The 21,282-nt window shown below is 72.7% G+C and carries 14 protein-coding genes; 2 read left to right on the forward strand and 12 right to left on the reverse strand.

The features are described from left to right. Positions 1-132 precede the first annotated feature (132 nt). The 7 genes from trxA to ACZ58X_RS25030 form a co-directional block, all read right to left on the reverse strand. Positions 133-459, reverse strand: a complete 327-nt coding sequence (gene trxA, locus ACZ58X_RS25000) for a thioredoxin (RefSeq protein WP_470335836.1) — start codon at positions 457-459, stop codon at positions 133-135. A 134-nt stretch (positions 460-593) separates the two neighbouring features. Then, positions 594-1,556 (reverse strand): thioredoxin-disulfide reductase, encoded by a 963-nt coding sequence (gene trxB / locus ACZ58X_RS25005; protein ID WP_470335837.1) that lies wholly within the window; start codon positions 1,554-1,556, stop codon positions 594-596. A gap of 194 nt (positions 1,557-1,750) precedes the next feature. Beyond that, on the reverse strand, positions 1,751-2,734 hold the full coding sequence (locus tag ACZ58X_RS25010; protein WP_470335838.1) for a cupin domain-containing protein: 984 nt from the start codon (positions 2,732-2,734) through the stop codon (positions 1,751-1,753). After that, positions 2,731-3,504, reverse strand: coding sequence for an RNA polymerase sigma factor SigM (sigM, locus tag ACZ58X_RS25015; RefSeq protein WP_470335839.1), 774 nt, complete (start codon positions 3,502-3,504; stop codon positions 2,731-2,733). Before sigM ends, ACZ58X_RS25010 begins: the two co-directional genes overlap by 4 nt. A 43-nt stretch (positions 3,505-3,547) precedes the next feature. Further along, the gene (locus tag ACZ58X_RS25020; protein ID WP_470335840.1) at positions 3,548-5,578 is read right to left on the reverse strand and encodes a protein kinase family protein; all 2,031 of its coding nucleotides are present in this window, start codon (positions 5,576-5,578) and stop codon (positions 3,548-3,550) included. A gap of 306 nt (positions 5,579-5,884) precedes the next feature. Then, positions 5,885-8,344, reverse strand: coding sequence for a murein biosynthesis integral membrane protein MurJ (murJ, locus tag ACZ58X_RS25025; RefSeq protein WP_470335841.1), 2,460 nt, complete (start codon positions 8,342-8,344; stop codon positions 5,885-5,887). A 58-nt stretch (positions 8,345-8,402) separates the two neighbouring features. After that, complete coding sequence (locus tag ACZ58X_RS25030) at positions 8,403-10,931, reverse strand: DUF6049 family protein (protein ID WP_470335842.1); 2,529 nt, start codon at positions 10,929-10,931, stop codon at positions 8,403-8,405. A 394-nt stretch (positions 10,932-11,325) separates the two neighbouring features. Here ACZ58X_RS25030 and ACZ58X_RS25035 point away from each other — a divergent pair, with 394 nt between their 5' ends. Next, on the forward strand, positions 11,326-12,735 hold the full coding sequence (locus tag ACZ58X_RS25035) for a CCA tRNA nucleotidyltransferase (RefSeq protein ID WP_470335961.1): 1,410 nt from the start codon (positions 11,326-11,328) through the stop codon (positions 12,733-12,735). A 216-nt stretch (positions 12,736-12,951) separates the two neighbouring features. On the opposite strand, the gene ACZ58X_RS25040 is transcribed toward ACZ58X_RS25035, so the two are convergent. From ACZ58X_RS25040 to ACZ58X_RS25060, 5 genes are all read right to left on the reverse strand, one after another. Beyond that, on the reverse strand, positions 12,952-13,965 hold the full coding sequence (locus ACZ58X_RS25040; RefSeq protein ID WP_470335843.1) for an LppU/SCO3897 family protein: 1,014 nt from the start codon (positions 13,963-13,965) through the stop codon (positions 12,952-12,954). Positions 13,966-13,998: 33 nt separating this feature from the next. Beyond that, entirely contained in the window at positions 13,999-14,634 is a 636-nt protein-coding gene (locus ACZ58X_RS25045; RefSeq protein WP_470335844.1) for an LppU/SCO3897 family protein, read from the reverse strand. 135 nt (positions 14,635-14,769) lie between these two features. Next, positions 14,770-16,104 carry an MFS transporter gene (locus tag ACZ58X_RS25050; protein ID WP_470335845.1) on the reverse strand — a complete coding sequence of 445 codons (1,335 nt, stop codon included), beginning with the start codon at positions 16,102-16,104 and terminating at the stop codon, positions 14,770-14,772. 155 nt (positions 16,105-16,259) lie between these two features. Beyond that, entirely contained in the window at positions 16,260-17,342 is a 1,083-nt protein-coding gene (locus ACZ58X_RS25055) for an inositol-3-phosphate synthase (protein ID WP_470335846.1), read from the reverse strand. Positions 17,343-17,469: 127 nt separating this feature from the next. Then, positions 17,470-18,186 (reverse strand): PadR family transcriptional regulator, encoded by a 717-nt coding sequence (locus ACZ58X_RS25060; protein ID WP_470335847.1) that lies wholly within the window; start codon positions 18,184-18,186, stop codon positions 17,470-17,472. Positions 18,187-18,702: 516 nt separating this feature from the next. Here ACZ58X_RS25060 and ACZ58X_RS25065 point away from each other — a divergent pair. After that, positions 18,703-21,216, forward strand: a complete 2,514-nt coding sequence (locus ACZ58X_RS25065) for a transglycosylase domain-containing protein (RefSeq protein ID WP_470335848.1) — start codon at positions 18,703-18,705, stop codon at positions 21,214-21,216. The last annotated feature ends 66 nt before the right edge of the window (positions 21,217-21,282 follow it).

Consider the following 21,282-nt stretch of genomic DNA (forward strand, 5'->3'; position numbering starts at 1 on the left):
CCCCCCCCCCCCCCCCCCCCCCCCCCCCCCCCCCCCCCCCCCCCCCCCCCCCCCCCCCCCCCCCCCCCCCCCCCCCCCCCCCCCCCCCCCCCCCCGCCGTTCGGTCGGTGACCGGGAGACTGACCGGGAGGCCTAGAACAGGCCGTCCAGCTCGCGCAGCAGCGCGGCCTTCGGACGGGCACCGGTGATCTGCTTCACCGGCTGGCCGCCCTTGAAGAGGATCAGGGTCGGGATCGAGATCACGTTGTACTCGGCGGCGGTCACCTGGTTGGCGTCCACGTCGAGCTTGGCGATGGTCAGCTTGTCGCCGTGCTCGGCCGCGATGTCCTCCAGGACCGGGGCGACCTGGCGGCACGGGCCGCACCAGGTGGCCCAGAAGTCGACCAGTACGGGCTTGTCGCTCTCCAGGACGTCGGACTTGAAGGTCGTGTCGGTGACGGTGGTGGTGGCGCCGGCCACGGGGACTCCTCGGGTTAGGACGGAGGGGGCTGCTGCCAGGTGAACAACGGGCGGGCCCGTTCTGTTTCGGCCTGGCCGGGGCGGGGGTGTTTCACGTGGAACACCCCCGCGGGGTTCGGTCGGTGGCGGGGAGGTCAGACCGCGACGGCGGTCTTGTTCTCCGCGTCGTCCAGGGCGGCCAGGTAGCGCTCGGCGTCCAGCGCGGCGGAGCAGCCGGTGCCGGAGGCGGTGATGGCCTGGCGGTAGGTGTGGTCCACGACGTCGCCGGCGCCGAACACGCCCTCGACGTTGGTCCGGGTCGAGGGGGCGTCGACCTTGAGGTAGCCCTCGCCGTCGAGGTCCAGCTGGCCCTTGAACAGGTCGGTGCGCGGGTCGTGGCCGATCGCGATGAACAGGCCGGTGACGGCCAGCTCGCGGGTCTCGCCGGTGGTGGTGTCGCGCAGGGTGACCCCGGTCAGCTTCGGGTCGCCGTGGATGGCCTCGACCGCGCTGTTCCACTCGAAGCGGATCTTCGGGTCGGCGAAGGCGCGCTCCTGCATCGCCTTGGAGGCGCGCAGGCTGTCACGGCGGTGGATGATCGTGACGCTCTTGGCGAAGCGGGAGAGGAAGGTCGCCTCCTCCAGGGCCGTGTCGCCGCCGCCGACCACCGCGATGTCCTGGTCGCGGAAGAAGAAGCCGTCACAGGTCGCGCACCAGGAGACGCCGCGGCCGGAGAGCTTGTCCTCGTTGGGCAGGCCGAGCTTGCGGTGCTGGGAGCCGGTGGTGACGATCACGGCGCGGGCCTTGTGCACGTTGCCCTCGGAGTCGGTGACGGTCTTGATCTCACCGGTGAGGTCCACCGCGACGATGTCATCGGGGATCAGCTCGGCGCCGAAGCGCTCCGCCTGCGCCCGCATGTTGTCCATCAGCTCGGGGCCCATGATGCCGTCCCGGAAGCCGGGGAAGTTCTCGACCTCGGTGGTGTTCATGAGCGCACCACCGGCGGTGACGGCTCCCTCGAAGACCAGCGGCTTGAGGGAGGCACGGGCCGTGTAGAGCGCAGCCGTGTACCCGGCCGGGCCGGAACCGATGATGATCACGTTACGGACGTCGCTCACTGCTTCTCCTGGTTCGCATCGCGACCCGCGTTTGCTGCGGGGAGGGCGGTCCTGCTCCGCCGCCCGGGACAACGACTGACCAGTCTCTCGCATTCCCAGGCGGATCAGTACCAGGCGCCCGAACTCCGGAAGCGGCGTGCCGCCCTGGTCGTCGATCGCATGGGAACGGCCGTCCGGTGGCTGGGATGGGCCGGTCAGTGGCCGGGGACGGTCCGGTGCAGGACGACCGGGCCGCAGTCGGGGGAGCGCAGGAAGACGTCCACGAAGCCGGGCCGACCGGCGGCGGGGTAGACCAGGACGTCCACCGGGGAGCCCTGGTAGCTGCCCCGGTCGGTGGCCAGCGGGGTGCCCGGGGCGGGGGCGCGGCAGGCGGCGGGGGAGACCGGTGCGGTGGGCGAGGCGGGGCCGGAGAGCTCCGGTCCGGAGCCGTCGGCGGGCGCGGCGCCGGACTTGCCGGGCCCGGTGGCGCGCAGCCCGGGCTGGGAGCCGGAGCGGTCCAGCAGTTGCTGCACCTGGTCGGCGAGCCGGTCCTCCTGGTACACGGTGCCGGGGTCCGCCAGGTGCGGGGTGCGGGCGCTCTGCTCGCCGGGGGAGCCCACCGTGCCCGCCGAGGCGGCGGAGGCGGCGGTGCGGGCGGGGGAGTCGTCCTGGTGCAGCAGCAGGGCCCCGCCGAGCCCGACGGCGGCCAGCGCGGCGGCCGCCCCGAGCAGCAGGGCGAACCGGCGGCGGCGCGGGCGGGGGCGGCCGGGACCGGAGGTCGAGGCCGGGCGTGCTGGGGGCGCGGAGGGCGCGGAGGGCGCCGCGGTGGCCCGTACGGGCGCGGCGGGGAGCTCCGTCCGGCGGGCGGTCGCGGGGGCCCGCTCGGGGCGTCCGGTGGCACCGCCGGGCCCGGTGGGCTCCGCCGGGGAGGGGCGGTCGGCGCGGGCCGCCTCGGCGAGGGCGGCGTCCAGCCGGGCGGTGACGTCGGCGGGCATCGGTTCGGGCTCGACGGTGCCGAGCAGCGCCTGCACCTCGGCCAGCGCCTCGACGGTCCCGCGGCACTCGGCGCAGCCGTCCAGGTGCCGGTGCAGGGCCTCGGCGGCCCCGGCGGGCTCGACCAGGCCCTCGGCGAGGTCGGCCAGCTCGTCGACCGAGGGGTGGGCGTCGGCGGGCCCGGGGGAGGAGAGGGGGGCGTTCATCGCGTGCTCGCGTCTCCTTCCAGCATCGTGCGGCCGGTGCTCGGGCCTGTCCCTGTGACGGTGCGGGGGCCCTTCGGGTTCCCCCTGGTCCCGTTCGGCGGGGGCGGGGCGGTACCGGACGGGTCGGGGGTGGGGCGCCCCGGGGGCCGGCCGGCCGGTGTTTCACGTGAAACGTGCCGTCCGTCGCCGTCCCCGTCGCCGTCCCCGCCGTCGGTCTCGCGCAGGTGCCGGACCAGGGGGAGCAGTCGGGCCCGGCCGCGGGCGCAGCGGCTCTTCACGGTGCCCACCGGGACACCCAGCAGCTCGGCGGCCTCGGCGACCGGGTAGCCCTGCATGTCGACCAGGACCAGCGCGGCCCGCTGCTCGGGGGGCAGTTCGGCGAGCGCCGCGGTCAGCTCGCGGTGCACCTCGGCCCGGACCACCGGGGAGTCGGCCGGCTCGGCGGTGCCGACCAGGCGGTCCAGCCGCTGCGGGTCCTCGTCCAGCGGGGTGGTGCGCCGGGTGGCGCTGCGCCGGGCGCGGTCCAGGCAGGCGTTGACGACGATCCGGTGCAGCCAGGTGGTGACCGCCGAGCGGCCCTGGAAGCCGGCGGCGGCCCGGAAGGCGGAGACCAGGGCGTCCTGGAGGGCGTCCGCGGCCTCCTCGCGGTCGCCCAGGGTGCGCAGGGCGACCGCCCAGAGGCGGTCCCGGTGGCGGTTCACCAGCAGGCCGAAGGCCTCCTGGTCGCCGGCGACGTGCCGGGCGAGCAGCGTCGCGTCGTCGTCCGCCACTGTCACCCCTTGTCGCCGTCGTCCGGTCTGCGTGGGCGTGCGGTCAGCCGAAGACCTTCACCTCGTTGACCTGACCGCGGTAACCGCCGCCGCTCGTATCCTTCGGCAGGCTGGTCATCCAGATCAAGAGGTAACGCGTGTTCGTCGGGCTGCTCAGGGTGAAGTCGGTGGTGGAGCCGGTCTGCTTGTCCAGCACGTTGAAGGCCTCGGGCTGGGCGTCCTGCGGCTTCGCGGCGGCCTGGGCGTTCGGCACCCGGAGCTCGGCCGTGTGGGTGCCGGCGAACTGGACGCTCACCGAGCTGACCGACTGCACCGCGCCGAGGTCGATGAGCAGGCCGGTGCCGTCCTTGAACGGCGGCTTGGGGCCGAAGGGGTCGTTGTAGGTCTTGGTCACCCAGGAGGTGTTCGGGTCCCCGTCGAAGACCTTGGGGAGCAGCCAGAGGGACTCCGGGGAGTCGCCCCGCGGGTTGTAGGAGAAGGCTTCCTTGATCTGGATCGGCACCGGCGGGTGGGCCGTCGGGCGGGCGCTCGCGGCGGTGCTGCTGATCGAGGTCTGCGGGGTGGCGACGGCCTGGTTGTTGTTGCGCAGGCTGCCGACGAACTGCCAGGAGGCGACCCCGATCGCGCCCAGGGCGACCGTCCAGGCGGTGGCCTTGACCACCCGGCGCAGTCGGCGCTTGGTGCGCCGGGCGGCGGTGGGCCGGGAGGAGGCCGGCAGCGGGGCGACCGCCGGGTCGGCCACCCGGGTGGGGTTGGGCGCGGTCGGGAGGGCGTGGGTGTTGTGCCGGGGCGGGGTCGGGAAGGCCGGCAGCTCGGGCTCGGGCTGCCGGATCCGGGGCAGCTTCGCGATCGCCCGGACCAGCTCCTCCGGGGTGGTGATCGGCTCGGCGTGGTGCGGCGGGTGGTCGAACAGGGCGCGCGCCGCGAGCTCGGACAGGCCCTTGTGGACGCCCGCGCGGACCTGGTCCGGCGCGGCGTTCTGCAGGTCCTTCGGCAGTCCCTTGAGGTCGTAGCGGTCCTCGGGGTACGGCCAGCGGTGGGTGAGCGCGGCGAAGAGCAGCGCGCCGATGGCCCGGGTGTCGGTGCGCTGGGCGTCCTCGGTGGAGTCCTCGGCGGGCAGCCCGCGCAGGGCGGCGTCCACCGCGATGCCGTTGATCCGGTACTGGCCGCTGTCGGTGCGCAGCACGCAGCGCGGGGTGAGCCGCAGGTGCGCCTTGCCGCGGCGGTGCGCGGCGGCGACGGCGTCGGCGACCTGGCGGACCATCTGGTACGCCTCGTGCGGCTCCATCGGCCCGTCGGCGAGCAGCTTGGCGAGGTCGGAGGCGTGCGGCAGCCACTCCCGCACGACGTAGACCAGCTCGTTCTCCTGGACGGCGTCCAGCACCTGGACGAAGCGCGGGTCGCCGAGCAGGGCCGCGGACTTGGCGGCGGCCAGCACCTTGCGGGCGCGCTGGTGGCCGGAGGCCATCAGGTGGACGCCGACGGCCCGGCGCAGCTTCTCGTCGACGGCGCGCCAGCTGCTGAAGGTCTCGGTCTGGGAGATGCACTCTTCCAGCAGGTACCGGTGGCCGATCTTGTCGCCGCTGTGCCGCATCGGCGCGGGGAGGGTGCGCGGGAGGGTGGCGGTGTCGCGCGGGTCGACGGTGGGCTGGGGGTCGGTCGGGCGGCGCTTGTCGGCGGCAGGCTGCGGTGCCGGAGCGGGCTTCTTCCGGGGGGAGCCGGCCGCCAGTTCGGCGGCGATCTCGTGGACGGAGAGCGGGGCGGTGATCTCCGAGGTCTCCTCGCTCACCGCGGTCTCCGGGGCCGGACCGTCCTCGTCGTCCTTGCCGTCCCCGTCGTCCTTGCCGTCGGTCTTGTCGGGGGCCGTGTCGACGGCCTTACCGCCGGTCTTGCCGCCGGCCTTGGCGGAGTCCGCGGAGGAGTTCCCGGGGGCGTCCGTGGAGGAGGCGTCGGCGGAGCCCGCCGGGGCGGTGTTCCCGCTCCCGAGCTCGTCGATCGCCGCAGCCAGCGCGGCCTCGTCCGCCGCCGCGTCAGCTGTTGACGTGTCGACGACCGCCTTGGTGCCATCAGCCACCGTGGTCCTGCCTCCCCTTGTGTCGCCCCGGCCTGAGAGAGTCGCTGGAGCCCGCGGATTGGCCGCCCTGTGCTCCAGGACAATTGTGCCCACTCTTCACCACCGGGTACGACCGCTGAAGGGTCCGCTCGGTTGCATGCCGGTGGAGAGATGTGGTGCAGGTCCGACACCGGGCCGCCACGTGGTGGCCCGGGCGGGTCCGGTCGTGGGGGGCGGCCCGTGCTGCGGCCGGACGGGCGGGGGCGGTGTCCGCCCTGGTCGACGCCCGGTCAGGGCGCCCGCTCGTCCGGCCGGTTGTGCTCGGACTCAGCGGCCCAGTCGGCCGCGAACCATGCCCAGCATGGCGTTCATCTCCTCGATCCGCAGGCGCTTCGCGATGAACACGAACACCAGCAGCTGGAGGCCGCCGCCCAGCAGGACCGACAGCACGCTGCCCGGCCAGCCGCCGAGCACCTGCTGGACCGCCAGGCTGACGCCGAGGCCGACCACCGCGGCCGGGACGCAGGCGGTGGCCAGCCGGCTGTAGGTCTTGCCGATCCGCTTGGTGTCCAGCCCGCCGATCTTCTTCTTGAGCTTGGGCACCGCGACCGTCACTCCGACGGCGTAGGCGAGGCCGTAGCCGAAGGCCATCCCGGTCACCGTCCACTGCGAGGGCAGCGCGACCCAGCAGATCAGCGAGAAGCCGGCCTGGCAGACCGCCACCCAGACGGTGTTGGAGAACGGCGTCCGGGTGTCCTCGTAGGCGTAGAAGCCGCGCAGCATCACGTACTGGGCGGAGTACGGGATCAGCCCGAGCGCGAAGGCCGAGAGCATCAGGCCGACGTTGGTCGCGTTGTCCAGGGCCGTCCCGCCGCCGCCGACCGCGTAGATCGAGCGGCCGATCGCCGGGCCGAGCGCCAGGAAGAGGAAGGCCGCGGGGACGACCGCCACCGCGGTGGTGCGCAGCCCGTAGGACAGGTCGTCCCGGACGGCGCCGGCGTCCTCGTCGGAGGCCGCGCGGGAGAGCCGGGGGAGCACCGCGCTCATGATCGAGACGGTGATGACGGCCTGCGGGAGCTGCCAGATCAGCAGGGCGTTGGAGAAGGCCGAGAGGCCGACACCGCCGTGCCCGCCCTGTTCGGCGGCGCTGCCGGCGGCGGTCGCCAGCTGGGTGATGACCAGGTAGCCGGCCTGGTTGGCGAGCACGAAGAAGAAGGTCCACTTGGCCAGCCGGGCGGCCTTGCCCAGGCCGTGGCCGCGCCAGTCGAAGCGCGGCCGGAAGCGGAAGTCGGCGGCCCGCAGGTACGGGATCATCGCCAGCGACTGGACCACCAGGCCGAGCAGGGTGCCCAGGCCGAGCAGCCGGACGCCCTCCGGGGTGATGTTCTCCGGGGTGATCTGGGTGCCGTTGAAGCCGCCGTAGACCCAGATGTAGGCGCCGAAGGTGAAGATCACCACGATGTTGTTGAGGACCGGGGTCCACATCATCGCGCCGAACCGGCCCCGGGCGTTGAGGATCTGGCCCATCACCACGTGGACGCCCATGAAGAAGATGGTGGGCAGGCAGTAGCGGGCCAGGGCCACCGTGGTGTCGGCACGGGCCGGGTTGGTCATCATCGGATGGGCGATCAGCTGGACCAGCAGCGGCGCCCCGAGCACGGCCAGGAAGACCACGCCGCCGAGTCCGACCATCACCAGGGTGAGCAGCCGGTTGGCGTAGGCCGTCCCGCCGTCCTCGTCGTTCTTCATGCTGCGCACCAGCTGCGGCACGAAGACCGCGTTCAGCGCGCCGCCGCCGATCAGGATGTACAGCAGGGTCGGCAGGGTGTTCGCCGCGTTGTACGAGTCACCCATGACCGCGATGCCGATCGCGCCGGCGATCACCATGGTCCGCAGGAAGCCGGTGCCGCGGGAGACCAGGGTGCCGGCCGCCATGATCGCGCTGGAGCTCAGCAGGCCGGCGACCTTGCCGCCACCGCCGCCGGAGGCCGGGGCGGTCTCGGTCGCGGGCCGGGCGGCCTGCTCCTCGGCGAGGTCCGCCAGCGGCTCGACCGCCGGGGGCACCGCCACGGCGGCCACCTGCATGGTGGCCTCCTCCTCGGAGAGCGGCGGGTCGAACTCGATCGGCGGCACGAACGGCCGCTGCCCGTCGTGGCCGCCGTGCTGCGGCTGCCCCGGGTAGCCGCCCATCGGCGGGTACGGCGCGGGCGCGCCCGGCGGCACCGCCGAGGCCGGGGGCACGGGGGCGGCCTGCGGGGCGGGGGCGGGCTGGGGGACCGGCGGCTGGGCCGCGGCCTCCGCCCGGCCCCCGCCGAACAGCGCGTCCACGCCGACGTACTCGGTGGTCTCGGAGTCCCAGGCGGAGTGCGCCGGGCCCGGCTCCCACTGCGGCTGCGGCTGGCTCCACGCTCCGGGGGCCGGGGCGGAGACCGGTCCCGCCGGGGCGGCCTGCTGCGGCCAGCCGTCCTGCACCGGGGTGTCCCAGCCGGGCTGCACGGGGGGCACGGGGGGCGAGAACGGCGTCGACGGCACCGGCGTCGGGTAGCCGCCGCCCTGCGGCGGCAGGTGCGGCGGCACGTCGTACGCGGTGACCGGCGGCGGCGCCGCGGCGGGCCGTCCGGCCTGGAGGCCGTACGGATCCTGACCGTCCTGCGCCGTCCCGTACGCCTGCGCGGCGTACGGGTCCTGGGCGTAGGTGTCGGCCACGTACCAGTCGCCGGACGGCGACTCGGCGCCCGGCCGGCTCTCACCGCGGCCCGGCGGCCGCTCCTCGCTGCGCCCGGTCATGTCACCTCTTCGCTGTTGTGGGGGGAGACCGGCCCGGGGTTGCGGGGGGTCGGCGGTGTCAAGGACCAACCTTCTCATCACTGGCGGTCCGATCCCGGCCATCCGGGCTGCTGGCGCGCGGTGTCTGCGCGGGACCCCCGTCCGCGGCACCGTTCTCCGGCCGGTCAGCCGCCTGGTCCGCCGCCTGGTCCGCCGGCCGGTCCGCCGTGGTGGCGTCCGGGCCGGCTGGCTCGGCCGCGGCGGCGCCCGCCGGGTCGCCGTCCTCCGGGCCGTCCCCGACCGGCTGGTCGCCGTCCTCGTGCGGCCGGCCGCCGCGCCGCTTGCGCTGGCGGACGAAGCGCAGCGCGGCGAGCACCAGCAGCACGGCGGCGCCGGCGAAGACGTACAGCACCCCGTTGGTCACCGAGGTGACCTCGACGGTGAAGGTCTGGGCCTGGCCGTAGGGCCGGGAATCGGGGCCGGTGGTCCACAGCTGGGCGACCATGGTGACCGGGCCGTTGCTGCGGGCCTCGGCGTTGAAGCGCAGGGTGACGCTCTGCGAGGCGGGGAGGACGAGCTGCTCCGGCAGGCCGACCCGCAGTCTGTTCGGCTGGTTCGAGGTGAGCCGCAGCTGCAGGTTGGTGACCGTCTGGGTGAGGTCGTTGCGCACGCTGACCGGGAGCTGGCCGGTGTTCCCGGCCAGGGTGACCACGTTCTTCTTCGGGACCTGGACGGCGGTGGTGAGCTCGTTCAGGTAGTTGGTGACGCCGTTGCGGTAGGCGTCGCCGGACGGCGCCTGGGCGCGCCACTCGGTGGACAGCGAGCGGACCATCGCGGCGCTGAACGGGCCGCGCACCCGCTGCGGCAGGGTGAGCACCCGCATCAGGGTGTCCAGCTTCTGCTGGATCTCGTCGGTGCCGCTCAGGGCGGAGGCCGGCAGCTCGGAGGCGCGGGCCCGGGTCGGGTAGTCGGCCGGTGACGGGACGCCGGTGTTGGCCTTCGGGTCCGGCGCGGCCTGGGCCAGCACGTCCAGCTTCACCGGGGTCAGCCACTTGTCCCCGGCCGTCTGCAGGGCGCCGGCCAGCGCCTTGGCGGTGTTGGCGGTCAGCTCGCGCGGCGGCATCACCAGCAGGCCGCGCTGGTTCTGCGGCTGCTCGTGGGTGATCGCGTAGGTCTCGGCGAGGAAGCGCTGGGTCGCGTCGGTCTGGTCCTTCGGGGTGCTCAGGTCCTTCTGGAAGAGCGTGGAGACCGTGTCGTCGGCGACCACGGCGTTCTGCCCGTTGCCGATCGGGCGCACCGCGGTCGGGGTGTAGTTGACCGAGTCCGGGTCGGGCATGCTCGCGCCGTTGACCAGCACCAGGTCGCTGCCCGCCTGCCGGGCGATGCCGGCGATCTGCTGGTCGAGGTAGCCCTGGTACGGCCAGGCCACGTCGGAGCGGGTGTCCACCGAGAGCCGGCCCTCGACGGTCAGCCGGCCGGCGGTGGCGGCCTTGCTCAGGGCGGTGCCCGTGCCGCTCAGGTCGGCGCCGTTGTGCGCGATCGAGGCGAGGTCCGGGTCGGCGTACGGCAGCGCGACGACCTGGTTGCCCGACTTGGTGACGGCCGCCCGCAGCTTGTTCAGCCAGGCGTCGGCGGCGGCCGAGGCGGGGCGGCCGATGGTGTTCTCGTCCTTGGCGGACTTTCCGGAGGCCTCGTTGCCCGGCTTCTGCACCCGGTACGGCTTGGTCATCGCGAACGCGGCGTCCAGCAGGTCCGGGTCGACCATCCAGGTCAGCCCGTTCAGCTTGGCACCGGTGTCGACCAGCTCGTACAGCCGGCCGCCCGGCGCGAGGTCGGCGGCCAGGCTGTCGTCGCGCAGCACGGAGAGGGTCTGGTCGCCCTCGGCGTAGGTCTGCGCGGCCAGCACCGGCGCGTGCACCAGCGGCCAGAGGGTGGCGACCTTGGTCGGCTGGGCCTCGCTGCCGCCCTGGGAGTAGGGCAGGAAGGTGCGGGCGATGCCCAGCGCCCGGTCGCGCGGGTTGTCGGTGGTCGAGCCCCAGGCGTCCACCGCGAGCTCGTAGACGCCGCTCTCGGAGAAGCCGAGGTCGCTCACCGCGACGCTCAGGGTGTACGGCAGGCTCTGGCCCGGGTTGAGCTCCGGCAGGGCGTACTGCGGGCTGTCCAGTTCCGTCCCGTCGTCGCCCCGCGGGCTGGTCCGGGTGGCCACGCCCTGGAGCTCGCTGCGCCGCTGCAGGGGCTTGCTGGAGACCGGCTTGCGGACCGCGGCGTGGGCGCCCTTGAGGGCGGACTTGCCGGAGTTGGTGACGTGACCGGTGATGGACACGGTGCCGTTCTGGACGGCCAGCTGCGGGGTGACCGTCTCGATGGTCAGCACCACCGGGTACTCCGCGGTGGCCGTCGAGTCGACGGTCGGGCGGACGTTGCCGCCGGCCTGCAGGGCCGCGGCGGGGGCGGCCGCGACCAGTGCCAGGACCGCACCGCAGGCGGCGGCGAAGCGGCGCGCGCGGCCGCCGGTGCGCCGTTCCCCGGTGCGGGGTTCGGTCGGGCCCTCGGCCCGTCCAGGTCGTCGGTGCGCCCCCAGGCCCGAGTGCCGTGCCGGCTCACTCACTCGTTTCGCCCTCGCCGTTCTGTTCGCTCGCTCGCTGCTGATGCTGTCCGTCCGGCGCGGTCGCCCGACGTTCCCCGCTCGACGTTCCTCGCTCGACGTTCTTCGCTCGACGACGTACGCCACCCCGCTGCCGCGGAAGGATCCGTCGGCACGGCGGCACGCGACACCGCATCCCCGGTTCCGGTGTCCGCGCTTCGTCCACCGGCATGGTAACGATCCAGCCTGGCGTGCAGTGTTGCGGGCTGTGGGGTGAGACGCCCAGAACGCGCGGGCGGTTGACCTTCCGGGGCACGTACCCTTGTGAGCCGTGTCCACTGCCAATGAGCCCACCGCGCGCACCGACCGTTCCAGCACCGCCGTCCAGGTCGTCCCAGGCCTGAGCGAGGCCCAGACGATGGGGCTGCAAGAGCTGCTGCGGGTGTCGCCGGTCGCCGACGAGATCGCCCGCCGCTTCCAGGCGGCCGGGTACCGGCTGGCCCTGGTCGGCGGCTCGGTGCGGGACGCGCTGCTCGGCCGGCTCGGCAACGACCTGGACTTCACCACCGACGCCCGGCCGCAGCAGGTGCTCAAGCTGGTCAAGGGCTGGGCGGACGCGGTCTGGGACGTCGGCATCGCCTTCGGCACCGTCGGCGCCCGCAAGGATACCCCCGAGGGCTCCTTCCTGATCGAGATCACCACCTACCGCTCCGAGGCGTACGACCGCACCTCCCGCAAGCCCGAGGTGACCTACGGCGACACCATCGAGCAGGACCTGGTCCGCCGTGACTTCACGGTCAACGCGATGGCCGTCGACCTGCCCGACCGCGGCTTCGTCGACCCGCACCACGGCCTGGAGGACCTGGAGGCCCGGGTGCTGCGCACCCCGGCCACCCCCGAGGAGTCCTTCTCCGACGACCCGCTGCGGATGATGCGGGCCGCCCGCTTCGCCGCCCAGCTGGACTTCGACCCGGCGCCCGAGGTGATCGCCGCGATGACCGCGATGGCCGAGCGGATCACCATCGTCTCGGCGGAGCGGGTCCAGGCCGAGCTGAACAAGCTGCTGCTGGCCGCGCACCCGGTGAAGGGCCTGCGGCTGCTGGTCGACACCGGCCTGGCCGGGCACGTGCTGCCGGAGCTGCCCGCGCTGCAGCTGGAGAGCGACGAGCACCACCGGCACAAGGACGTCTACGAGCACTCGCTGACCGTCCTGGAGCAGGCCATCGACCTGGAGCAGGACGGCCCGGACCTCACCCTGCGGCTGGCCGCGCTGCTGCACGACATCGGCAAGCCGCGCACCCGCCGCTTCGAGTCGGACGGCCGGGTCTCCTTCCACCACCACGAGGTGGTCGGCGCCAAGATGACCCGCAAGCGGATGCGGGAGCTCAAGTACTCCAAGGAGCTCACCGAGGACGTCTCGCGCCTGGTCGAGCTGCACCTGCGCTTCCACGGTTACGGCGGCGGTGAGTGGACCGACTCCGCGGTGCGCCGCTACGTCACCGACGCCGGGCCGCTGCTGGAGCGCCTGCACAAGCTGACCCGCTCCGACTGCACCACCCGCAACAGGAAGAAGGCGGCCGCGCTGTCGCGCACCTACGACGGCCTGGAGGAGCGGATCTCCGAACTGCAGGCCAAGGAGGAGCTGGACGCCATCCGCCCGGCCCTGGACGGCAACCAGATCATGGAGCTGCTCGGGCTGGGGCCGGGCCCGCAGGTCGGCAAGGCGTACAAGCACATGCTCGAACTGCGGCTGGAGCACGGCCCGATGGAGCCCGACGAGGCGGTCGCGGCGCTGCGGGCCTGGTGGGCCGAGCAGCAGCAGGGCTGACCCGGGCGAGGCCCGGACGCACCGCGGGGGGGGGGGGGGGGGGTGGGGGGGGGGGGGGGGGGGGGGGGGTGGGGGGGGGGGGGGGGTGGGACCCCTCCCCCCCCCCCCCCCCCCCCCCCCCCCCCCCCCCCCCCCCCCCCCCCCCCCACCCCCCCCCCCCCCCCCCACCCCCCCCCCCCCCCCACCCCCCCCCCCCCCCCCCGCGCTCGCGTCCGGTCAGCCGTTGACGTGCTTGAGGCAGAGCACGTAGTCCAGCGAGGGGAGCTTGGTGTAGGTGCGGGTGTAGGAGCTGTCGGACTTCGGCTGCTTCTCGCAGACCTTCTCGTCCGAGGTGGCGAAGTACTTGTAGACCACCTTGTACTGGGCCTTGGGGTCGGTGCAGGGCAGCACGGTGATCTTCGGGTGGTCGTCCGCGGTCGCGTTGCTGGAGTTCTCGTTGCGCAGGCAGTCGCCGATGCCGGCGCTGTCGACGTCGTCCTTGGTCGCGGGCGGCGGCAGGGTGATGCTCGGCATGGAGAAGGTGGGCACCGGGAGCGGCGGCGGCGGGGTGTAGCTGAACGTGGGCGAGGGCCGCGGCGACGGCGAGAAGGTGACCGTGTCGGTCGGCGTCGGCCCCGCGACGGAGCCGGAGTCCTGCTTCGGGCCGATCACGCCGGTGGCCAGCAGGACCCCGGTGACCAGCAGCGAGACCGGCACCAGCAGCATGGCGACGTGCGGACGGCTGCCCAGCGGGGCGCCCGGGTCCAGCTGCGGGCCGTGGGTGCCCGGCATGGGCGGCGGCAGCCGCTTGATCCGGTTGTGGGCGCCGAGGTTCATCAGCAGGGTGATCACGGTCAGGATCGGCGAGACCCAGCTCCACCAGCCCTGGACCAGCGTCCTGGCGGACATGTCGCGCACGGTGGCCGTGCCGCAGGTGCGGCAGAACGGGCCGTGCATCCGCAGCATCCGGAACGCGATCAGCAGGCCCTGGTGGCCGCGGACGGTGGCGCGCACGGCCGGGAAGCCGCCGCAGAAGCGGCAGTGCTCCCCGTCCGTCGGGGCCGGCGGCGGATAGCCGTAGCCGTAGCCGGGCGGCTGGGCGCCGTACGGCTGCTCCGGCGGCGGCGGGGCGCTCGGGTAGCCGTACCCCGGCGGGGGCGGCGGCGGGGCGCCGTACGGGCCGCCGGCGTACGGGTTGCCGTCACCGGGTGGCGGGCCGTAGGGCGGCTGGGGCGGAGGCGGAGCGGACAAGGGATCCCCCGGAACAAGGACGTGGTGGAAGGTTCAGGACTTCTTCACCGGCGGGTAGCCGGTGGTGGTGGGGGTCAGGGGGCCGAGGCAGAGCACGTACCGCGTCTTGTTCCAGCGGCGGCCGCTCTTGCCCGAGACGGCGCTGGTGGTCTGCGGGGTCTGCCGGCAGCGGGTCACGTCGGTGGTGCCGGTGAACTTCGACAGCACCTTGTAATTCGCTTTGGAATCAGTGCACTTGACGATCTCGACGTCACGGGAGCCGCTCACCCGGACACAGTCCCCGGGCTTGGCGCTGCTGACGTTCGGGCCGCTGAAGAAGTACGCGCCCGCGAGCACCACGCAGCCGCCGACCGCCCCGGCGATCCGCAGCTTGGCACGGGCACCGCGCTTGGCGGGCGGTGCCGTGGGGGCCGCACCGGGCTGCGGGTAGCCGTACGGCCCGGCGGGCGGCGGCGGCCCGTACGGGGCCTGGCCGTGCGGCGGCGGGGGGTACGGGGCCTGGCCGTACGGGGGTTGGGGTCCCGGCGGCGGGCCGCCGTACGGGCCCGGGGCGTACGGCTGCTGGGCGGGTGGCCCGCCGTACGGCGCCTGGGCGTAGCCGGGTGGGGGCGGACCGAAGCCCGGCGCCGCGGGTGGCGGCGGCCCGTACGGACCGGTCGGTGTGCTCATCAGTTCGTCCCCCGAGACAGAGTGCTGTCTTTCCGACAGGTTTACGTACCTTAGCGACTGGGTCGGACGCAATCGGTCCGGTGGCAGCAACCGGATTCCGGGACGAAGTGGTGTCGATTCCGGTACCGCGCGGTGTCAGTGGGCCTCGCCGGGCAGCGGACCGGACCGCCGGGCGGCCCGCAGGTAGCACGCGGCAGTCAGCCCGTACACCACCGCCACCCCGACCACCACCGTGACCGAGCGGCCGGACAGCGGCAGCACCAGCGCCGTCACCAGGGCGGCGGCCACGAAGGCGACGTTGAACAGCACGTCGTAGATGGCGAACACCCGGCCGCGGAACTCGTCCTCGACCGACTCCTGCACCACGGTGTCGGCGCAGATCTTGGTGCCCTGGGTGACCACCCCGAGCAGCAGCGCGGCGGCCAGGGTGGGCACCGGGGCGAAGAACAGGCCCAGCGCGGGGACGAAGACCACCGGGGCGAGCAGGCAGAGCGTCATCCAGCCGGCCAGGCCGAGCCGACGGGTGCACCAGGGGCTGACCACCGCGGCGACGAAGAACCCGGCGGCGGACAGCCCGACGGCCTGGCCGAGGGTGGCCAGCCCGGCCGCGCTGTCGGTCGGGGCGTTGAAGGTGTAGCGGGCGAGCATCACCACGACCACGATCAGCACGCCGTAGCAGAACCGGGCCGCCGTGACGGCGGCCAGCGCGTGCACGGCCGGGCGGCAGTCCCGCACCAGGTGGCGGACGGCGGAGCCGAGCCCGACGGCGGCCCGCACCAGGGCCTGGCCGAGCGGGGGGCGCTCGCCGTGCTGGTCCGGGCCGAGCAGGTCGCGGTCCATCCGGCGGGCGGCCAGCGCGGCCGAGAGGTAGAGCAGCGAGGCGACGGTGACCAGCGCGGCGTCCGCCTTCGGCCCGGGGGCCATCAGCTGGTGCAGCAGGAAGCCGATGCCACCGCCCGAGGCGGCGGCGACCGTCCCGAGGGTGGGGGAGAGGGCGTTGGCGGTGACCAGCCGGTCCTGTTCGACCACCCGGGGCAGCGCGGCCGACAGCCCGGCCAGGATGAACCGGTTGAGCGCGGTGACCAGCAGCGCCGAGGCGAAGAACAGCCAGGTCGGTGCCTCGACCAGGAGCAGCGCACCGGTGCCCAGGCCCAGCCCGAAGCGGGCCAGGTTGCCGAAGTAGAGCACCTGGCGCCGGCGCCAGCGGTCCAGCAGCACCCCGGCGAACGGGCCGATCACCGAGAACGGCAGCAGCATCACGGCCAGCACCGAGGCGATGTCGGCGGGGGAGGACTGCTTCTCGGGGGAGAAGACCACGTAGGCGGCGAGCGAGACCTGGAAGACGCCGTCCGAGAGCTGGGAGAGCACCCGGGCGGTGAGCAGTCGGCGGAAGTCCCGGCCGCGGAGCAGACCGAGGAGCGTGGCGCGGTGCGCGGACTGGTGGGTGCTGCCGTTCTCGGTGATCGCCACCCGCCCAGGGTGCCACGGAACCGGGCGCCGTTTCACGTGAAACATTCGCTGCGCGAACGTGAAGGGCTCACGACCGGGTGGTCGTGAGCCCTTCCGGCGCGTTACGAGCGGTCAGCTCGGCGCGCGGTGTCCGACGGTCGCGAACCGAGCTGTGCTCAGCGCTCGACCTCGCCGCGGATGAACTTCTCGACGTTCTCCTTGGCCTCGTCGTCGAAGTACTGGACCGGCGGGGACTTCATGAAGTACGAGGAGGCCGACAGGATCGGGCCACCGATGCCGCGGTCCTTGGCGATCTTCGCGGCGCGGACGGCGTCGATGATGACACCGGCCGAGTTCGGGGAGTCCCAGACCTCGAGCTTGTACTCCAGGTTCAGCGGGACGTCGCCGAAGGCGCGACCCTCCAGGCGGACGTAGGCCCACTTGCGGTCGTCCAGCCAGGCCACGTAGTCCGAGGGACCGATGTGGACGTTCTTGGCGCCCAGCTCGCGGTCGCGGATCTGCGAGGTGACGGCCTGGGTCTTGGAGATCTTCTTGGACTCCAGGCGCTCGCGCTCGAGCATGTTCTTGAAGTCCATGTTGCCGCCGACGTTCAGCTGCATGGTGCGCTCGAGGATGACACCGCGGTCCTCGAACAGCTTGGCCATCACGCGGTGCGTGATGGTGGCGCCGACCTGGGACTTGATGTCGTCACCGACGATCGGCACGCCGGCCTCGGTGAACTTGTCCGCCCACTCCTTGGTGCCCGCGATGAACACCGGCAGGGCGTTCACGAAGGCGACCTTGGCGTCGATGGCGCACTGGGCGTAGAACTTGGCGGCCTTCTCGGACCCGACGGGCAGGTAGCAGACCAGGACGTCGACCTGCTGGTCCTTGAGGACCTGGACGACGTCGACCGGGGCCTCGTCCGACTCCTCGATGGTCTCCAGGTAGTACTTGCCCAGACCGTCGAGGGTGTGGCCGCGCTGGACGGTCACGCCGGTCGGCGGGACGTCGCAGATCTTGATGGTGTTGTTCTCGCTGCTGCCGATGGCGTCGGCCAGGTCGAAGCCGACCTTCTTGGCGTCGACGTCGAAGGCGGCGACGAACTCCACGTCACGGACGTGGTAGTCACCGAACTGGACGTGCATCAGCCCGGGGACCTTGCCGGCCGGGTCGGCGTCCTTGTAGTACTCGACACCCTGCACCAGCGACGCGGCGCAGTTGCCCACGCCCACGATGGCTACGCGAACCGAACCCATTCCGGTTGCTCCCTCTGATCTCATGAGGGCCGTCGGAATAGACGGCACTCGTCCTGCTTCTTCGAATGACTGCTTGTACGGGCGCGAGGCGCCCACTCCTGCCGCGTGGCACGGGGCTGACGCGGTGTCAGCGCTCCTGGGCGGAGCGCCCCGGGCGGTCGTACGGTGGCCCGGACGGGTCGGGGGACCCGGTCTCCTGGCCACGGCCGTCCGAAGTCGTGTGGGGTACGGCGGTGGTTCCGGCGGTCCCGGTGGGGGCGCCGGCGGCGGGCCCGGTCCGGCCGGTGCGGTTGGCCCGCTCGGTCTCGATCAGCTCGTTGAGCCACCGGACCTCGCGCTCCACCGATTCCAGGCCGTGCCGCTGGAGTTCGACGGTGTAGTCGTCGAACCGTTCGCGGGCGCGGGCCAGCGAGTTGCGCATCCGCTCCAGGCGCTCCTCCAGCCGGCTGCGGCGGCCTTCCAGGACGCGCATCCGGACGGCTCGGTCGGTCTGACCGAAGAAGGCGAAGTGGACGCCGAAGCGCTCGTCCTCCCAGGCCTCCGGGCCGGAGTCGGCGAGCAGCTCCTCGAAGCGCTGCTTGCCCTCGGCGGAGAGCCGGTAGACGATCTTCGACCGCTTGCCGTTGAGCGCGGTGGCCGGGACGTACTCGACGTCCGGGTTGTCCTCGACCAGGAAACCCTGGGCGACCAGGCTCTTCAAGCACGGGTAGAGCGTTCCGTAGGAGAGCGCCCGCAGTGCCCCGAGCAGGATGTTGAGCCGTTTGCGCAGTTCGTAGCCGTGCATCGGGGCGTCATGGAGCAGCCCGAGAACAGCGAACTCCAGCACTCCTGAGCGCCTGCCCACTGCCGTCGTCCTCCTCCCTCTCGACCCTCGCTCCGGCCGCTGCATCGGCGGTATGCCGCTTCGATGTATCGGCTCGATATATCGAGAACAGTAAACCCGACCCCCGGAACGAGCAAGGGGGGCACGCGTGAATGTGATCACAAGCCGACGCGCGGGTGGGGTTGGCAACGGGCGTGTAATGATCTGCTGCCCTTTTGCGGGCATTGGCACCTGATGCCCGATTAGGAGGGATTTCCCGCTGCGTACGCTGTCGCGTGTGCACGAGGACCAACCTCCGGGGTTAGGGCGGTCCGGGCATCGGACAGGAACCCTGCCTTCAGGCCGAACCGGGCCTGGCGAGGAGCGGCTGGAAACATGAGCGAGCGACGGCGAAGGACGCCCAATTCGGGCGGTGACGGGCAGCAGCCGCCGGGAGGCGGCGGCCGTCGGGGCGGCCCCGGTCCCGACGAACTGGGCTCGGAAGGGATCGGCCGTCGACGCCCGCCCGGTGTCCGGGAGACCGCCCAGCAACCCCGGATGGGCCGTGCCGAGATGCGCAAGGCCGCCCAGAAGAAGGGCAAGGGCGGTGGCCGGCGCGGTGCCGCCGCCGCCTCCGCCGCTGCCGCGGCCGGCCCCGGCAAGAAGCGCTTCATCGACTACCCGCGGTTCGGCAAGACCGGCTTCCGGCGCTGGCTGCCGTCCTGGAAGCTGGTCTCCAGCGTCTTCCTGGTGGGCTTCGCCGCCTGCGTGGGCCTCGTGTTCTACCTGTACCAGACCACGACGGTGCCCCAGCTCAAGGACCTGGTGAACAACCAGAACACCATCTACTACTGGGCCGACGGTTCGGAGATGACCCGCAAGGGCGACACCAACCGTCAGATCGTCGAGCTCAACGACATCAACCCCACCCTCCAGAACGCCGTCATCTCGGCGGAGAACGAGACCTTCCGCACCGACAGCGGCATCGACCCCAAGGGCATGCTGCGCGCCGTCTACAACATGGCGAAGGGCGGCGAGACCCAGGGCGCCTCGACGATCACCCAGCAGTACGTCAAGAACGCCTACCTGAGCCAGGAACAGACCATCAGCCGCAAGATGAAGGAGTTCTTCATCACGCTCAAGATCAACCAGCAGATGGGCAAGGAGGAGATCCTCAAGGGGTACCTCAACACCAGCTGGTTCGGTCGCAACGCCAACGGCGCCCAGGCTGCGGCGCAGGCGTACTACGGGGTCAACGCCAAGGACCTGAACCTCTGCCAGAGCGCCATGCTGGCCGGACTGTTGAAGGGGGCCAACTACTACGACCCCTCCAAGCCGGCCAACCACGACCGCGCGGTGGAGCGCTGGAAGTGGATCCTGGACCGGATGGTGACCACCCACAACGCCACTCCGGAGGAGCGGGCGAAGTGCACCACCTTCCCCGAGCCGATCGCGTTGAAGCCCAGCTCCAACATGAACGGTGAGATCAGCTACCTGGTCGACACCGCCAACCAGTACGTGATGACCACCGACAAGTCGGTCACCCAGCAGATGATCGACAAGGGTGGCCTGAAGATCTACACCACCTTCGAGAAGGACAAGGTCGACGCCCTCAAGAAGGCCGTCGACGACGTCAAGGGCGAGAACCTCGACCCGCAGAAGCGGCCCAACAACGACACCTTCGTCCAGTTCGGCGCCGCCAGCATCAAGCCCGGTGACGGGGCGATGGTCGCCATCTACGGCGGCGACGGCGTGGAGAACGGCCACTTCGACAACAACGCCAACGCCGGCGGTGTCCAGGTCGGCTCGACCTTCAAGCCCTTCGTGCTGGCCACCGCGATGCAGACCGGTGTGCAGACCGCGAAGGACACGGACGGCAAGCCGAAGCGGATCAACGCCGACAGCCGCTACCTCGCCGACGACATGTCCGAGATCCGCAAGCCGGACGGCTCGCTGGTGATCGGCGACGACGGCAAGCCCTACCGGCAGAAGAACGAGGACGCCGGCAAGCGCGGCTACGTCTCGCTGCGGCAGGCCATGCAGTGGTCGTACAACGTGCCCTTCGTCCAGCTCAACCAGGACGTCGGCGGCCCCGCGGTGGCCGACATGGCCGTGCAGATGGGCATCAAGCGGGAGAGCCTGGCCGACCCGAAGACCGCGACCTTCCCGCTCGGCACCTCGACCATCAGCCCGATCCGGATGGCCACCGGCTACGGCACCCTGGCCGCCAGCGGCAAGGAGGCCGAGCCCTACTCGGTCACCAAGGTCGAGGTGGACGGCAAGGAGCGCCCGGGCTTCGGCAAGAAGGACGTCAAGGTGGCGCTGGAGCCGGCCGTCGCGGACAACGTCACCGACGTGCTGGTGAACGTGGCCAAGAACGGTACCGGTACCAAGACCAACAGCCTGGGCCGCCCGGTGGCCGGCAAGACCGGTACCACCGACCAGAACAAGTCGGCCTGGTGGGTCGGCTACACCCCGCAGCTGGTGACCAGCGTCGCGATGTGGCGCGAGGACCCGAACAAGCACGACCGGGAGTCCCTCAACGGCACCGGCGGCAAGGAGTCCATCCACGGTGGTGACATCCCCACCGACATCTTCACCCGGTACATGAAGGCCGCCCTGGCCAACGAGAAGAAGGTGGACTTCCCGACCCCGCAGCCGGTCGGCACCGAGGTGGACTCCTCCGGCGCGCCGTCCACGGCCACCGCGACGGCCACCCAGAGCCCGAGCTCCACGCCGACCACGGTGGAGACCCAGCAGCCGACCCAGCAGCCCAACCAGCCGCAGCCCCCGCAGCCCACCCAGGGCAGCGGCTGCGTGCCGACCGTCGACTGCCCGCCGACCCAGCCGCCGACGAGCCCCACCCACAGGCCGAGGCCGACGGACACCCCCTGCATCCCGCTCGTCAACTGCCCGTCGACGCCACCGCCCGGTGGCAACGGCGGTGCCGGTAACGGCGGTGCCGGCAACGGTGGCACCGGCGGCAAGCCGACCCCGAGCAGCACCAGCGGCGCCGGCGGCGCCGGCGGGGGCGGCGGCCTCCAGGGCGGCGGCGGAGCGGCCGGGCAATAGCCAGGTCAGACCGGTCCGACCGGTGAGACGCTGAGAACGGCGGTGGCGGTCCTCCTCGGAGGGCCG

The sequence above is a fragment of the Kitasatospora sp. NPDC040550 genome (assembly GCF_055594965.1).